Below are 16,266 nucleotides of genomic sequence, written 5' to 3'. Positions count from 1 at the left end.
CAAGATGAAATTTTCCCAGTTCTTCATTTCACGGCCGATCTTCGCAGCGGTGCTCTCGCTGCTGATTCTGATCGCCGGCGCTATCTCGCTGTTCCAACTGCCGATCAGCGAATATCCGGAAGTCGTGCCGCCTACCGTAGTGGTGCGCGCCAACTTCCCGGGCGCCAACCCCAAGGTCATCGGCGAAACCGTGGCCGCGCCCCTGGAACAAGCCATTACCGGCGTCGAGAACATGCTGTACATGTCCTCGCAATCCACCGCCGACGGCAAGATCACCCTGACCATCACCTTCGCTCTGGGCACCGACCTGGATAACGCGCAGGTGCAGGTGCAGAACCGTGTCACCCGCACCGAGCCCAAGCTGCCGGAGGAAGTGACCCGCATCGGCATCACGGTGGACAAGGCGTCGCCCGACCTGACGATGGTCGTGCACTTGACCTCGCCGGACAAACGCTACGACATGCTCTACCTGTCCAACTACGCCTTGCTCAACATCAAGGACGAGTTGGCGCGCCTGGGTGGCGTGGGTGATGTGCAGCTGTTCGGCATGGGTGACTATTCCCTGCGGGTCTGGCTGGACCCGAACAAGACCGCTTCGCGCAACCTGACCGCCACCGACGTGGTGACCGCGATTCGTGAGCAGAACCGCCAGGTCGCTGCCGGTGCCCTGGGTGCGCCGCCCGCACCGAATGCCCAGGCCTTCCAGCTCTCGATCAATACCCAAGGCCGCCTGGTCAATGAGGAAGAGTTCGAGAACATCATCATTCGTTCCGGCGCCAACGGTGAAATCACTCGCCTGAAGGACATCGCTCGGGTGGAGCTGGGCTCCAGCCAATACGCCCTGCGCTCGCTGCTGGACAATCAGCCGGCGGTGGCAATCCCGATCTTCCAGCGTCCTGGCTCCAATGCCATCCAGATCTCCAACGATGTGCGGGAGAAAATGGACGAGCTGAAGAAAGGCTTCCCGGCCGGCATGGACTACAGCATTGTCTATGACCCGACGATCTTCGTCCGTGGCTCCATCGAAGCGGTGGTGCATACCCTGTTCGAAGCGCTGATCCTCGTGGTGCTGGTGGTCATCCTGTTCCTACAGACCTGGCGCGCCTCGATCATCCCATTGGTGGCCGTACCGGTTTCGCTGATCGGTACCTTCGCGGTCATGCACCTGTTCGGATTCTCCCTCAACGCCCTTTCGCTGTTCGGCCTGGTGTTGGCCATCGGTATCGTGGTGGACGACGCCATCGTGGTGGTGGAGAACGTCGAGCGGAACATCGAACTGGGCCTCACCCCCGTGGAGGCGACAAAGCGCGCCATGGGCGAAGTGACCGGCCCGATCATCGCCACCGCCCTGGTGCTCTGCGCGGTCTTCGTTCCTGCGGCATTCATCAGCGGCCTGACCGGTCAGTTCTATAAGCAGTTCGCCCTGACCATTGCGATCTCCACGGTGATCTCGGCGATCAACTCGTTGACCCTGTCGCCGGCCCTGGCCGCAGTTTTGCTCAAGGGGCATGACGCACCCAAGGACCGTTTCTCCAGATTCCTGGACCGGGTCTTTGGTGGCTGGCTGTTCCGTCCGTTCAACCGCTTCTTCGAACGTGCCAGCCATGGCTACGTGGGTACTGTCGCTCGGGTGATCCGCAGCAGCGGTATTGCCCTGATCGTCTACGCAGGCTTGATGGTGTTGACCTTCTTCGGCTTCTCCAACACGCCGACCGGTTTCGTGCCTGGCCAGGACAAGCAATACCTGGTGGCCTTCGCCCAACTGCCGGACGCCGCGAGCCTGGACCGCACCGAAGATGTGATCAAGCGCATGTCGGACCTGGCCCTCAAGCAGCCTGGCGTGGAAAGCGCCGTGGCCTTCCCTGGCCTGTCGATCAACGGCTTCACCAACAGCCCGAACGCCGGCATCGTGTTCGTGACCCTCAAGCCTTTCGACGAGCGCAAGGACCCGAGCATGTCGGCCGGCGCCATCGCCGGTGCCTTGAACGGCCAGTACTCGGAAATCCAGGAAGCCTACATGGCGATCTTCCCGCCGCCGCCGGTGCAAGGCCTGGGCACGATCGGTGGTTTCCGCCTGCAAATCGAAGACCGGGGCAACCTGGGCTACGACGAGCTGTACAAAGAAACCATGAACATCATCGCCAAGAGCCACAACGTGCCGGAACTGGCCGGATTGTTCACCAGCTACACCGTGAACGTACCCCAGGTCGATGCCGCCATCGACCGTGAAAAAGCCAAGACCCATGGCGTGGCCGTCAGCGACATCTTCGACACCCTCCAGATCTACCTGGGTTCGCTGTATGCCAACGACTTCAACCGTTTCGGCCGCACCTACCAGGTCAATGTCCAGGCCGAGCAGCAGTTCCGTCTCGAATCGGACCAGATCGGCCAACTGAAGGTGCGCAACAACCGTGGCGAGATGATCCCGCTGGCGACCTTCATCAAGGTCAGCGACACCTCGGGGCCTGACCGCGTGATGCACTACAACGGCTTCATCACCGCTGAAATCAACGGCGCCGCCGCCCCTGGCTACAGCTCCGGACAGGCCGAGAAAGCCATCGAGAAGCTGCTCAATGACGAACTGCCCAATGGCATGACCTACGAGTGGACCGACCTGACGTACCAGCAGATCCTCTCGGGCAACACTGCGCTGTTCGTGTTCCCGCTCTGCGTATTGCTGGCGTTCCTGGTGCTCGCCGCGCAATACGAAAGTTGGAGCCTGCCATTGGCGGTAATCCTGATCGTACCGATGACGCTGCTGTCGGCAATTACCGGGGTAATTCTGTCCGGTGGCGACAACAACATCTTCACCCAGATTGGCTTGATCGTATTGGTAGGACTTGCCTGTAAGAACGCGATTCTGATCGTCGAGTTCGCCAAGGATAAACAGCTCGAAGGCATGAGCCCGCTGGCGGCGGTCCTGGAAGCGTGCCGCCTGCGTCTGCGGCCGATCCTGATGACCTCCTTCGCCTTCATCATGGGCGTGGTTCCCCTGGTGTTCTCCAGCGGCGCCGGTGCGGAAATGCGTCACGCCATGGGTGTGGCGGTGTTCTCGGGCATGCTCGGCGTGACCTTCTTCGGCCTGCTGCTCACCCCGGTGTTCTACGTACTGATCCGTAATTTCGTCGAGCGCAGCGAGGCCCGCAAAGCGGCCCGGGCCTTGAAACTGGAGGCGCAACAATGAGTTTGAAAGCGTTCCTGCCGAGCCTGCTGGTGCTTGCACTGAGTGCCTGCGCCGTAGGCCCGGACTACAAGGCACCGCAAACGGAGGCGGCGAATATCACCACCGCCACCGACGGCGCCGCCGGCCAGAAGAACTTCGACCGCGCCCGCTTCGAAGGCGTCTGGTGGCAGCAGTTCGACGATCCGACCCTCAACTCGCTGGTGACGCGTTCTCTGGAAGGCAACCGGGAATTGCGCGTGGCCTTCGCCCGCCTGCGGGCTGCCCGGGCGATTCGCGACGACGCCAGCAATGACGCCATGCCGACCATCACCAGCCGCGCCAGCAGCGAACTGGGCAAAGGCCAGAACCCGATGGGGCAGACGGACGATCGGGTCAACTCCGAGCGTTATGACCTGGGCCTGGACATGGCCTGGGAGCTGGACCTGTTCGGACGCATCCAGCGCAACCTGGAAGCGACCGATGCCGACCAGCAGGCCGTCGAAGCCGATCTCTACCAACTGCAGGTGACCATAATCGCCGAGCTGGTGGACGCCTACGGCCAACTGCGTGGCGCGCAGCTTCGGGAGAAAATCGCCCTGGCCAACCTGGAGAACCAGCAGGCGTCCCGCAAGATCACCGAAAGCCTGCGTGATGCCGGCGTCGGCGATCAGCTCGACGTGGTGCGTGCCGACGCCCGTTTGGCCGCGGTGGAAGCCAGCGTGCCGCAACTGCAGGCCGAACAGGCGCGTCAGCGCAACCGCATCGCGACATTGCTGGGCGAGCGCCCGGACAAGCTGAGCGTGGACTTGAGTCCTAAACAGCTGCCAGCCATTGCCAAGGCCCTGCCGATTGGCGATCCAGGCCAATTGTTGCAACGCCGTCCCGATATCCTCAGCGCCGAGCGTCAACTGGCAGCCGCCACGGCGCGCATCGGCGTGGCCAAGGCCGACCTGTTCCCCAGGGTCAGCCTGAGCGGTTTCCTCGGGTTTACCGCCGGACGTGGTTCGCAGATCGGCTCCTCGGCCGCCAACGCCTGGGCGCTGGGCCCGAGCATTACCTGGGCTGCTTTTGACCTGGGCAGCGTGCGGGCTCGCTTGCGCGGCGCCAGCGCCGATGCCGATGGAGCACTGGCGAACTATGAGCAACAAGTGCTGCTGGCCCTGGAAGAGTCGGAAAATGCCTTCAGTGATTACGGCAAACGCCAACAGCGCCTCATCTCGCTGATCCGCCAGAGCGAATCGAGCCGCGCGGCCGCCGACCTGGCCGAAATCCGCTACCGCGAAGGCACTGAGGATTTCCTCGTGTTGCTCGACGCCCAGCGTGAACGCCTGGCGGCCGAAGACAGCCAGGCCCAGGCCGAAGTGGACCTGTATCGCGGCATCGTCGCGATCTACAAGGCCCTGGGCGGAGGCTGGCAACCGGAAACCGTCGCCAGCAACTGACACCCTTCCCAACCGAGCTCCTTTGGTTGGCCGCAACCAACCAATTGTTTGCCCCGCGCCTCATTCGGACGCGGGGCTTTTTTATGGATGTCAGAATCCATTGTGGGAGCAGGCTCGCACCCGCGGGTCCCTCACCGCGATTACAGGTTTGACTCAAACGCGGACCTGACCGAAGCTTGCGGCATTTCACGCTCCTGGTTATGGATTACCTGCATGTCTTCGTCTCGCCGCTACCTGCTGTTCACGCTTGCGGTTGTCTTGGCAATCGGTCTCGTCGCGATATGGCTGCGCAATGCCACACCGCAGATTCCCGAGGCCATCAAGCGTGGTTACAGCGAAGCATTGGAAAGCGCCCGCAACGGACAGCCAGGGGCGGCGCGGATGCTTTACCAGCAACTGGGACGCCCGGACCTCTCCCCCAAGCGCCGGGTATGGCTGCACGGCGAACTGCCCAACTATCCAAGCCCCCAAGCGTTGAAACTGGCGCAGGCGGATTTGCACAGCGAATCGCCGCAGGTCCGCCGCGCGGCGATCGGCAGCATCGTCGGGCTGGTGCCGAACGCCCAGCGCAGCCTGCTGCTCGGCCCGCTCCTGGATGAAAACGACCCGGATGTCCGGTTCGCCGCCGTAAATGCATTGCTGGGGCTGTCACCCGATGAACTTGGGCTGTATTTCGGTGCGATGCAGATCGCCATCGATACCTGGAAGCAGTCGTTGAACGACAGCCCACCCTCCCCCGAATCCCTCTTTCAGCTTGCCCGGCTGTATAGGCATGACGCCCAACTGGAAAAAGCCCAACAGGCATTGGAGCATCTTCTGCGCCTGCAACCCGACAACCTGCCGGCGCTGGTCATGCAGGTCGATGTGCTGGATAAACAAGGCCAGGGAGAAGCCGCCCGCCAGTTGCTCGCTCGGCAGTTGCAAGCGCAGCCGGCATCGGCTTATCTGCAACATGCGCTGGGCATGTGGCTGTTGCAGCACGGCCAGAGTGAATACGCGGTGCTAGGCTTGGCGAAAGCGGTGGAATTGGAGCCTGATAACCGGCAATACCGTTTTGATCTGGCGACTACGCTGCATGAAGAGCAGGAAGTGGAAGCGGCGCAGAAACAGTTGCAGGAAATCGTCCAGCGCTACCCCGCCGACCGCAACGCCCGGGTGTTGCTGATCAACTATTGGAAGGAGACCGGTCAGTTGCAGCATGTCCAGGTGCTGTTGGCCCAGTTGGAACAACTGAACCCCGACGACCCGGCGATACAACAAGGTTTATAGGGCAATAGGCGTATACCGAAAGTTGTGCAACAGTACGCGTTTTGTCAAAGGAAGCGGAACCGCCATGACTGCCGAAGGTCAAGTGTTCAGGCGGTTCATTTCAGGCGCTAACCCGCCAGCTGCCTACTTCCCTAGTCATGAGAGGGTTATTTTTGATTACATCTAACGAGTTGATCAGCGCAAAAGCCGCCACCGGTATCGAAGGGCTGGACGACGTCCTTTCCGGTGGTTTGTCCCGAGGCCATGTGTTCCTCCTGGAGGGAGAACCGGGCACTGGCAAAACCACGGTCGCGTTGCACTTCCTGCTAGCCGGTGCAAAGGCCGGCGAGCGCTCGTTGTACATCACGCTATCGGAAACCGAGCGTGAACTGCGCCAGGGCGCAGCCTCCCACGGCTGGACCCTGGATGAAAACATCCATATCTTCGAATTGACCCCGCCCGAGAGCCTGCTCAATGCCGAGCACCAGCAAAGCCTGCTGTACTCCTCGGACCTGGAGCTGGGCGAAGCGACCCGGCAGATCTTCGAAGTGGTCGAGCGCGTCAAGCCGACCCGCGTCGTGCTGGACAGTCTCTCGGAGATTCGCCTCCTGGCGCAGAGTTCCCTGCGCTATCGCCGGCAGATCCTGGCGATCAAGCACTATTTCGTGCGCTACGACGCTACGGTAGTGCTCTTGGATGACCTGACCACCGAGTCCCTGGACAAGACCGTACACAGTGTCGCCCACGGCGTTATCCGCCTTGAAGAACTGACCCCCAGCTACGGTGCCGAGCGGCGTCGGCTGCGGGTGGTCAAGTACCGTGGGCAGAAATACCGTGGCGGCTACCACGACTTCACCATCATGGGCGATGGCGTGCATGTATTCCCTCGCCTGGTGGCCGCCGAACACCGTGGCCAGTACGTGCGCCAGCAACTGTCCAGTGGCATCAAGGAAATGGACGCCCTGCTGGGGGGCGGCATCGAGACCGGCTCCAGCACGCTGATTCTTGGCCCGGCGGGTACCGGCAAATCCTTGATTTCCTTGATTTTCGCGGCGGCAGCGGTGCATCGCGGCGAAAAAGCCGCACTGTTCATTTTCGATGAAGAGCTGGGGCTGCTGTTCGAGCGCATGAAGCACATCGGCATCGACCTGCTGGAACTGCAAAATACCGGCAATCTGCTGATCGAACAGGTCGATGCGGCCGAGCTTTCGCCCGGCGAGTTTTCACACCGGGTACGCCGTTGCGTCAACGAAGGCGACATCAAGACCGTGGTCATCGACAGCATCAATGGCTATCAGGCCGCCATGCCCGAAGAAAACGCCTTGGTTCTGCACATGCACGAGCTGTTGCTCTACCTCAACCGCAAAGGCGCGGCGACGTTCATGACCGTCGCCCAACACGGCCTGGTGGGCGACATGCAAGCGCCGGTGGACATCACCTACCTGGCCGACACCGTCATCCTATTGCGTTATTTCGAGGCGCTGGGCAAGGTTCGCCGGGCCATTTCCATCATCAAGAAACGCACCGGCAGCCATGAATCCACCATCCGCGAATACCGCATCAACAAGCAGGGCATGACCATCGGTGAACCGCTGGAAGCGTTCCAAGGCGTATTGCGCGGAGTGCCAACCTATATGGGAGCGGGACACCCGTTGCTTGAGGATGATCCCCAGTGACGTCGGGCGAGCCACTGTCCGAGCGGGCGCTGATTCTCGCGCCCCTGGGACGGGACAGCCAGATTGCCCTGATGATTCTCAACGAGGCCGGCTTTAATGGCCTCGTGTGCAGTCATCTGGGTCATTTGTGTGAAGAGTTGGAACACGGGGCGGGCCTGCTGGTGATTTCCTCGGAAGCGCTGGTAGGGCCCGACCTGGAGAACCTGCTCCAATACATCGAGCAACAACCGGCATGGTCCGACCTGCCCATCGTCCTGCTGACGCACCACGGGGGGCCGGAGCACAACCCAGTCGCACGTATCGGCACACAACTGGGCAATGTGACCTTCCTGGAGCGGCCGTTCCACCCGGTGACGCTCGTCAGCCTGGTGACCACCGCCCTGCGCGGCCGCCGAAGGCAATACGAAGCCCGGGACCGCCTGATCGACCTGAGCACCAGCGAACAACGCCTACAGAACACTTTGGAAACGCTGGAACAGCAAGTCGAGGAGCGTACCGCCCAACTGCGTCACAACGAGGAAGCCCTGCGCCAATCGCAGAAAATGGAAGCGGTCGGCCAGCTCACCGGCGGCATCGCCCACGACTTCAACAACATGCTCACCGGCATCATTGGCAGCCTCGAACTGCTGCGTCGACGCCTGGCGCGAGGCCGCACCGAAGATCTCGACAGCCTGATCGACCTGGGCGTGACCTCGGCTAATCGCGCCGCGGGCCTGACCCACCGGCTGCTGGCCTTCTCCCGCCGCCAGTCGCTGGATTCCAAGGCCGTTCAGATGAATACCCTGGTGCTATCAATGGGCGAACTGCTTCAGCGCAGCCTCAACGAAAGCATCGCCCTGGAAATGCGCCTCGACGAACACCTATGGATCGCCGAAGCCGACCCCAACCAACTGGAAAGCGCCCTGCTCAACCTGGTCCTCAACGCCCGCGATTCCATGCCCGACGGTGGCAAGCTGGTGGTGCAGACCTTCAATAAATACCTGGACACCGGTTTTACCGACGCCTACAGCAACCTCGAGCCCGGCGACTATGTGGTGTTGAGCGTTCAGGACACCGGTTGCGGCATGCCCGAAGCGGTGATGCATCGCGCGTTCGACCCCTTCTTCACCACCAAGCCCATCGGCCAGGGCACGGGCCTTGGGCTTTCGATGATCTATGGGTTCAGCAAGCAGTCACGCGGACACGTGACCATCGACAGCGAGGTCGGCAACGGCACCACCGTGAATCTCTACCTGCCGCGCTTCATCGGCGAAGAAATGCACGAACCGCAAGTCGTCGTCCCACAGGCGCCTTATGCGCAAGATGGCGAAACCGTATTGATCGTTGAAGACGACCCAGCGGTGCGGGTCCTGGTCAGCGCGGTGCTCAGCGAATTGGGCTACGCCTTCGTCGAGGCCGGCGACGCCAACGGCGCGGTGCCGATCCTGCAATCGAACCAGCGCATCGACCTGCTGATCAGCGACGTGGGGCTGCCCGGCATGAACGGAAGACAACTGGCCGAAATAGGCCGCCAGATCCGCCCTGACCTCAAGGTATTGTTCATCACTGGCTACGCTGAACACGCGGCGGTGCGCGGTGGTTTTCTTGACCCTGGCATGCAGATGATCACCAAGCCGTTTACCTTTGATTTGTTGACGGCGAAGGTGCGGGAGATGATCAAGGTTTGAGGCGTGGCACCGCTTTTGATTTTGATCTTGATCTTGATCTTAACGCCCCGTTAACCACGCTGGCCGAACGCAGGCCTTGCGCAGTGGGCACCTCGGCATGGATGCCGAGGTAGCCGCGCTGGGCCATGGATGGCCCTTCGCGGCGGCCCACGGAGCAAGGCCTGCGTGAGGGCACACCGAGCCTCGGCGAGGTGCCGAGTGGTGGGGCGAAGCCTTTTTTGCTTACTTTTTTTGGCGTCTGAAAAAAAGTAAGCCACCGTAAGGGCGGAACCGCCAGCAGCAATTACCACAGAAACGGATATGTACCCAATCAGCCGTATACCCCAGTCAACCGCAGAAACAAAACTAAGACAACATCCCCTGCATAATCCCCTGCAACACATCCAAATCAAACGGCTTATCCAAAATCGGCGCCTTGCGGGTAATGGGGCTATCCGTCTCGCGCACTTCCTGGGCGTAGCCACTGATGAAAATAACCTTCAGGTCCGGACGCAACCTCACCGCCGGCTCAGCGATCTGCACTCCGGAAATACCCCCGGGCAGACGGAAGTCGGTAATCATCATGTCCAGATGAGGCTTGCTCGCCAGGATCTCGAACGCCTGCTCGCCGTTTTCAGCCTGCAGCACCCGATACCCCTCCCCGGAAAGATAGGCCGACAGCACCATCAGGATCGAAGGGTCATCCTCGACGATCAATACAACGTCTTGCGCATCTTCACTCATGAGAAGCCTTTGTTGAATCAATAGCTGCTGATACGACCCTGGGGTCGCTCAGAGGTTGCGTCCGTTCGCCAGTTTTCTGAAAAGGCAGACAAACGCGAAACAACGCCCCTTCGTTGAGGCGGCTGTTGACCGTGATGATGCCGCCGTGGGCGGTGACGATCTGCTCGGAAATGAACAGCCCAAGGCCCAGGCCGGCGGCGGCGGCCTTGGACGACACCCGTTCGAATTGCTGGAAAATACGCTTCTGGTTCTCTTCGCTGATCCCGATCCCGTGGTCCTGGACTTCGATACAGGCATGCTCCGACGTCTGGTAGACGCGCACCTCGATCGGGCTCTTGCAGCCATAGCGCAACGCGTTCGTCAGCAGGTTCGAAACCACCTGCTCGATACGAAACTCATCCCAATGCCCTTCCACCGAAGGTTCGGCGGTACAAGTCACGGTGCATTCGGCGGCACTGATCTGTGGTTGGAAGTTGTGCAGCAGGTTTTGAACCAGCGCCGTCAGATTGAAACGGGTCGGACGGATGGACAACTTGCCGGTGCGGATCCGCGATACGTCCAGCATGTCCTCGATCAAACGGATCAAGCTCTTTATCTGGCGTTCGTCGCGCTCGACCATCGCCTTCACTTTATCCAGGGTGAAGGCGGCGGCGTTGTCCCGCGCCAGGTGCATTTTACGCAACTGCGTTTCCAGGATCAGGCCGTTGAGTGGCGTGCGGACTTCGTGGGCGACGATCGACATGAAGTCATCGCGCATGCGCACGGCCTGCTCCAGCTCGCCGCGAGTGGCTTGCAATTGCTCTAGCAACAGCTCTTGCTCCCGGCGGCTCTGCTCCAGGGCAAGCACTTGCTCCTTCATCGCCTTTCGCTGGCGATAAAGTTCGACGAACACATTGACCTTGCTTTTGACCGCATGGGTATCCAGCGGCTTGTGCAGGAAGTCCACCGCGCCGTTTTCGTAGCCGGTGAACGCGTAGTTGCGCTCCCGGCCGGCCGCGCTGACAAAGATGATCGGGATACTGCGGGTCTTGTCCGTGCCGCGCATCAACTCGGCCAGTTCGAAACCGTTCATGCCCGGCATCTGCACATCGATGATCGCCAAGGCAAAATCATGTTGCAAAAGCAGCGACAGCGCTTCGTCCGCCGACAAGGCCTTGAACACCTCGCGGTCATCGCGCTGGATCAGCGCTTCCAGGGCCAACAGATTCTCAGGCAGATCGTCGACGATCAGCAGTTTGGCTTGAATATCTCTTGGCATTTAGTTCATTCCAGCCCGGCCAGCAATTGGCCGATGCCCTGCAAAGTTAGGATATGGTCAGGCTCGTGCAAGCTAAGGGCCGCTTCAGGCATGGTGCAAACCTGCGCCTCCTTCGGGTCCTGGACGACCGTGATGCCGCCCAGCGCCTTGACCCTGGCCAAGCCTAGGGCGCCATCGCTGTTGGCGCCGGTCAATACCACCGCCAGCAGACGAGGGCCATAGACATCGGCGGCTGACTCGAACAGCACGTCGATCGACGGCCGCGAATGGTGAACCGGCTCTTCGAGGCTCAGCGACAGGCTACGGTCGGCCTCGATCGAAAGGTGATAACCAGGGGTTGCAACGTACAAGGTGCCCGGAAGGATGTCTTGCTTGTCGCGGGCTTCTTCAACGGGTATCGCCAGGCGATGACGCAATACCTGGGCTAACTGACTGTCCCGCTCATCGGGCAAATGCAACACCACCAGCACAGGCAGGCTGAAGCCTTTGCGCAAGTGGCTGAAAATCTTGAGCAACGCTTCGACGCCGCCGGCGGATGCGCCGACGACGACTGCTTCGATCAAGTGGCTGGATCTGTCCGTCAGTGGATTCATAACTTGCGATAGATCCGTTCCTGTTTGACCAGCGGTTCGAACTGCGCACTGAACGCCGAAAAATCCAGCGTCTCCTTGCTCCCCAACACCAGGAACCCACGGTGGCAAAGGGACTCATGAAACAACCCGAAAGCGCGATCTTGCAGCTTTTTATTGAAATAAATCAATACGTTACGACATGAAACTAATTGGGTTTCTGAAAATACGCTATCGGTTGCCAAGCTGTGGTCGGCAAAGGTCACATGCTTGCACAAGGTCTTGTCGAACATCGCGTAATCGTAGGCGGCCGTATAGTAGTCGGCAAACGAACGCTTACCGCCGGCGAGCTGGTAATTCTGGGTGTAGGCCCGGACATTTTCCAGGGAAAAGATGCCCTGCTTGGCTTTTTCCAGGGAGCGCGGGTTGATGTCCGTGGCGTAAATGAACGTACGATCCAGCAACCCCTCTTCTCTTAGCAGGATGGCCATGGAATAGACCTCCTCCCCTGTGCTGCAACCGGCGATCCAGATCTTGATCGACGGGTAGGTCTTGAGCAGCGGCACCACTTCCTCGCGGATGGCAAGGAAATGCGCAGGATCGCGAAACATCTCACTGACAGGGATCGTCAGCAACTGCAGCAGTTGCATGAATGCGCCAGGGTCGTGCAACACACGTTCCTGCAAGGCCGATATGGTCTTGCATTCGAATTGGTTCAACGCATGCAGCACCCGGCGCTTGATGGAAGCGCCGGAGTAGTCGCGAAAGTCGTAGCTGTACTTCAAGTAGATCGCTTCGATCAACAAACGAAGCTCAATGTCTGTGTTTCGTTCCACTAGATTCTTTCCATATTCGGCAACCACACGCGAATCAGTGAGAACAGGCGATCCAGGTCAATCGGCTTGGCCAGGTAATCGTTGGAGCCCGCCGCCAGGCAACGCTCCTGATCATCCTTCATGGCCTTGGCGGTCACGGCGATAATCGGCAATTTGCGCCAGCGGGGGTCCTTGCGGATCAGCGTGGTCGCTTCGAAGCCATCCATCTCGGGCATCATCACATCCATCAGCACCAGGTCGATGTCTTCCACTTCATTCAAGCGATCAATCGCCTCATACCCATTGCGCCCGATCACCACGATCGCCCCCTTGGCCTCCAGGGCGCTGGTCAGAGCGAAAATATTGCGCACATCGTCGTCCACCAACAGCACCTTGCGGCCTTCGAAGACCTTGTCGCGGCTGCGGGCGGTCTGGAGCATGCGCTGTCGTTCATGGGACAACCGGGATTCGACTTTGTGCAGAAAGAGAGTGACTTCGTCCAACAGGCGTTCCGGCGAGCGGGCGCCCTTGATGATGATCGAGCGTGAATATTTGCGCAGCTCGGCTTCTTCATCCCGCGTCAGGTTACGCCCGGTGTAGACGATCACGGGCGGGAATGAACAGATCTCTTCGCTGGACATGCGCTTGAGCAAGTCATTGCCCAGCATGTCCGGCAGCTTGAGGTCGATGATCATGCAGTCGTAGACGTTATTGCGCAGCAGGTCCAGGGCTTGCTGCGCCAGGCCTACGGCGGTGATCTCGATGTCGTCGTCGCCGATCAGACGGGTAATGCTGTCGCGCTGCAAGTCATCGTCTTCGACCAACAGCACGCGTTTGACCTTCTGGGTCAGCTTGGCCTCCAGTCGCGCGAAGACGTCCTTGAGCTCTTCCCGGGTGGTCGGTTTGACGGCGTAACCAATGGCGCCCATGTGCATCGCCGCTTCGACGCGGTCTTCGACGGAGATGACGTGCACCGGGATGTGGCGGGTCTGGGCCTGTTCCTTCAGGCGTTGCAAAACGGTAAGCCCGGAGTGATCCGGCAGGCGCATGTCCAGCAGAATGGCATCGGGACTCAGTTGCAGGGCCAGATCAAAGCCTTCGTCGGCGCCATGGGCCACCAGGCACTGGTAGCCCAGCTCATGGGCGAGGTCGAACAGGATGCGGGCAAACTTGGGTTCGTCCTCGATGACCAGGATGCAACGGGAATCGAACGGCGCCTTGTCCCGGTCGTCGGCGAATTGCGGGAGGGGTGCGTCCACCTCGGCAATCAGCGGCACGGGTGCCGGGGCACGGGTCGTTGCAGGCACGGTTGCGGTCGGGGTAAAGGTCACTGGATTCACCGGATTTTCCCCGGGCTCGACGTAACGCTCCGGCAAGACCAGCGTAAAGACACTGCCCTGCCCTGGCTCGCTGGTCACCGAGATCGAACCGCCCAGCAAGGTCGCCAGGTCTCGGGAGATCGACAGCCCCAGCCCGGTGCCGCCGTAGCGGCGGTTGGTGGTGCCATCGGCCTGGCGGAACGCCTCGAAGATACTCTGTTGCTGATCGGCGGCGATGCCGATGCCCGAATCACGCACCATGAAGGCAATGCCCGAGCCCGGCTGGCCGGTTACGGACACCTGGACCGAACCCCGTTCGGTGAACTTCACCGCGTTGGACAGCAGGTTCTTGAGTATCTGTTCGAGGCGCTGGCGGTCGGTGTACAGCATCGACGGCGCGTCCGGCAGCAACTGCACCTCGAAGTCCAGTCCCTTTTCAGCCGTCAATGGCTTGAACGTATCCTGGAGCCCTTCCACCAAACGCGCCACGCTGGTGTTTTCCGGCCGCACTTCCAGCTTGCCGGCCTCGACCTTGGAAATGTCGAGGATGTCATTGATCAGGTTCAGCAAGTCATTGCCGGCGGAGTAGATCGACTCGGCAAACTTCACCTGTTCATCGCTGAGGTTATTGTGAGGGTTCTCCGCCAGCAATTTGGACAGGATCAGCGAACTGTTGAGCGGTGTGCGCAGCTCATGGGACATGTTGGCCAGGAACTCGGACTTGTACTTGCTCGAACGCTGCAATTCTTCGGCGCGTTCCTGCAATTGGATCTGGGCCAGGTTCAGCTCGCTGTTCTTCTGGTCCATGGCGTCGCGCTGCTCGGCCAGTTGTTCGTTGGTCTGCTCCAGTTCCTGTTGCTGGGCTTCCAGGTGCGCCTGGGATTCCTTCAGGATGCGTGACTGTTCTTCCAGCTCTTCGTTGGCGGTCTTGAGCTCTTCCTGCTGCACTTGCAACTCTTCGTTCAACTGCTGGGTTTCGGCCAGCACTTCTTGCAAGCGTTGACGATAGCGGGCCGCTTCGATGGACGTGCCGATGTTCCCGGCCACCAGCTCCAGCAGCTCGATGTCGCGCCCGGTCAACGGCCGCAGGAAGCCCAGTTCAACGACACCATTGATGCGGTCATCGTCACGGGTCGGCACCACCAGCACGCAGTTGGGCAGTCCCTCGCCGAGCCCGGAGCTGACCTTGAGATAATCCTGGGGCACATCGTCCAGCCGGATAAGACGCCCCTGCCGCACGGCCTGCCCGGCGATGCCCTCGCCATCGATGATGACCTGCTGGAGTTCGTCATCCTCCTTGGACATGCCATAGGTGGCGATACGCCGTAGCGTGCCGTTTTCTTCCCGTGCATAAAGGGCGGCGACCACGGTGCCCAGGTACTGGGCACAAAACTGCAAGATGTTGCGCCCCAGCAGATTCAAGCTCAACTGACCGAGGACCTGTTCCGCCAACTGGGTCTGGCCATTGCGCAACCAGGCCTGTTTCTCCAGGTGCAAGGCACTCTCCTGCTGGACTTTCAGGCTGGCGCTGTAGTTGCCAGACAGTGTCAGGAGATCCCGACGGCCAACATAGGCCAGCAGCCCACTGACTGCGGCGACGAACAGCAGATACAGAGCGATGCTCCAGACCGTGGTGGTGCGCACCTGTTCGTTACGTTCGGCGCGCAGTTGTTGCTCGGTCTCGACGACATCCTCGAAGGTCTTGCGTATTTCGTCGGTCAACCGCTTGCCCCGCCCGGCCTTGAGCGCACCGCGATAGTCGCCGCCGCTGCGATGAAGATCGATCATGCCTTGGGCGTAATTGGCCCATTCCACCTGGAGTGCCTCGATCCGGCGCAAGCGGTCGGTCTGTACCGGATTATCGGCTGTCAGTTCCAACAATGTGTCCAGTGCCACCGCAATCCGGGGCTTGGCCACTTCATAGGGGTCGAGGAAGTGCTCGTCGCCACTCAGCAGGAACCCGCGCATGCCTGTTTCCAGGTCAACGCTCAGCTTCAGCGCTTCGTTGGCGTTATTGATCACCCGGTCGGTGTGCCCGACCCATTGGATCACCGAGAGAAGGTAGGTGATCAGCACGATGAAAAACACCGCGCTGAGCGCACCGATACCCAAGGGGAGGCTGATGTTACGGCTCAGAAGCTTGCGAAAACTTTGTTCGTCGACCGAAGACGAAGGAGTCATGGAAAAGGCCTTGGTGAGCAGTTGAAAATCATGGAGTTTGCCCAAAAATACGGACTGGATCCACATTTCTGACGATTCAAGGTCGCAAATCCAAGGCGCTGTACCCCGGTTGTAAGGATGCGACTATCCTTGTCAGCTCTTGTACTATAGATCCTTTCTTGTACAGCTTCGGGAACTTGTGCCGCCTCTCGACTTACTCATGCAT

The 16,266-nt window shown here is 60.3% G+C and carries 10 protein-coding genes; 5 read left to right on the top strand and 5 right to left on the bottom strand.

Going from position 1 to position 16,266, the window contains the following annotated elements:
- Positions 1 to 4 precede the first annotated feature (4 nt).
- From ACLK1G_RS19275 to ACLK1G_RS19255, 5 genes are all read left to right on the top strand, one after another.
- A complete protein-coding gene (locus tag ACLK1G_RS19275; protein ID WP_420766874.1) occupies positions 5 to 3,184 on the top strand; it encodes an efflux RND transporter permease subunit in 3,180 nt (1,059 codons plus the stop codon).
- The gene (locus ACLK1G_RS19270) at positions 3,181 to 4,605 is read left to right on the top strand and encodes an efflux transporter outer membrane subunit (RefSeq protein ID WP_420766873.1); all 1,425 of its coding nucleotides are present in this window, start codon (positions 3,181 to 3,183) and stop codon (positions 4,603 to 4,605) included. The genes ACLK1G_RS19275 and ACLK1G_RS19270 overlap by 4 nt, the downstream gene beginning before the upstream one ends.
- 213 nt (positions 4,606 to 4,818) lie before the next feature.
- Complete coding sequence (locus tag ACLK1G_RS19265; protein WP_420766872.1) at positions 4,819 to 5,874, top strand: tetratricopeptide repeat protein; 1,056 nt, start codon at positions 4,819 to 4,821, stop codon at positions 5,872 to 5,874.
- Positions 5,875 to 6,026: 152 nt separating this feature from the next.
- The gene (locus ACLK1G_RS19260; RefSeq protein ID WP_420766871.1) at positions 6,027 to 7,529 is read left to right on the top strand and encodes an ATPase domain-containing protein; all 1,503 of its coding nucleotides are present in this window, start codon (positions 6,027 to 6,029) and stop codon (positions 7,527 to 7,529) included.
- Complete coding sequence (locus tag ACLK1G_RS19255) at positions 7,526 to 9,196, top strand: response regulator (RefSeq protein ID WP_420766870.1); 1,671 nt, start codon at positions 7,526 to 7,528, stop codon at positions 9,194 to 9,196. Before ACLK1G_RS19260 ends, ACLK1G_RS19255 begins: the two co-directional genes overlap by 4 nt.
- Positions 9,197 to 9,541: 345 nt before the next feature.
- Here ACLK1G_RS19255 and ACLK1G_RS19250 read toward each other — a convergent pair whose 3' ends face one another.
- From ACLK1G_RS19250 to ACLK1G_RS19230, 5 genes are read right to left on the bottom strand one after another with little or no spacing between them, the layout of a single operon-like run.
- Positions 9,542 to 9,919, bottom strand: coding sequence for a response regulator (locus ACLK1G_RS19250; RefSeq protein ID WP_030142671.1), 378 nt, complete (start codon positions 9,917 to 9,919; stop codon positions 9,542 to 9,544).
- The gene (locus tag ACLK1G_RS19245) at positions 9,912 to 11,177 is read right to left on the bottom strand and encodes a hybrid sensor histidine kinase/response regulator (RefSeq protein WP_420766869.1); all 1,266 of its coding nucleotides are present in this window, start codon (positions 11,175 to 11,177) and stop codon (positions 9,912 to 9,914) included. The genes ACLK1G_RS19250 and ACLK1G_RS19245 overlap by 8 nt, the downstream gene beginning before the upstream one ends.
- A gap of 5 nt (positions 11,178 to 11,182) precedes the next feature.
- A complete protein-coding gene (locus tag ACLK1G_RS19240; RefSeq protein ID WP_420766868.1) occupies positions 11,183 to 11,770 on the bottom strand; it encodes a chemotaxis protein CheB in 588 nt (195 codons plus the stop codon).
- The gene (locus ACLK1G_RS19235) at positions 11,767 to 12,582 is read right to left on the bottom strand and encodes a CheR family methyltransferase (RefSeq protein ID WP_420766867.1); all 816 of its coding nucleotides are present in this window, start codon (positions 12,580 to 12,582) and stop codon (positions 11,767 to 11,769) included. The genes ACLK1G_RS19240 and ACLK1G_RS19235 overlap by 4 nt, the downstream gene beginning before the upstream one ends.
- Positions 12,582 to 16,061, bottom strand: a complete 3,480-nt coding sequence (locus ACLK1G_RS19230; protein ID WP_420766866.1) for a response regulator — start codon at positions 16,059 to 16,061, stop codon at positions 12,582 to 12,584. The genes ACLK1G_RS19235 and ACLK1G_RS19230 overlap by 1 nt, the downstream gene beginning before the upstream one ends.
- Between the last annotated feature and the right edge of the window lie 205 nt (positions 16,062 to 16,266).

Source organism: Pseudomonas algeriensis (assembly GCF_048847255.1).
Taxonomy (GTDB): domain Bacteria; phylum Pseudomonadota; class Gammaproteobacteria; order Pseudomonadales; family Pseudomonadaceae; genus Aquipseudomonas.
Note: the sequence above shows the minus strand (reverse complement) of the source record. Positions and strands in the feature narration are given on the sequence as shown.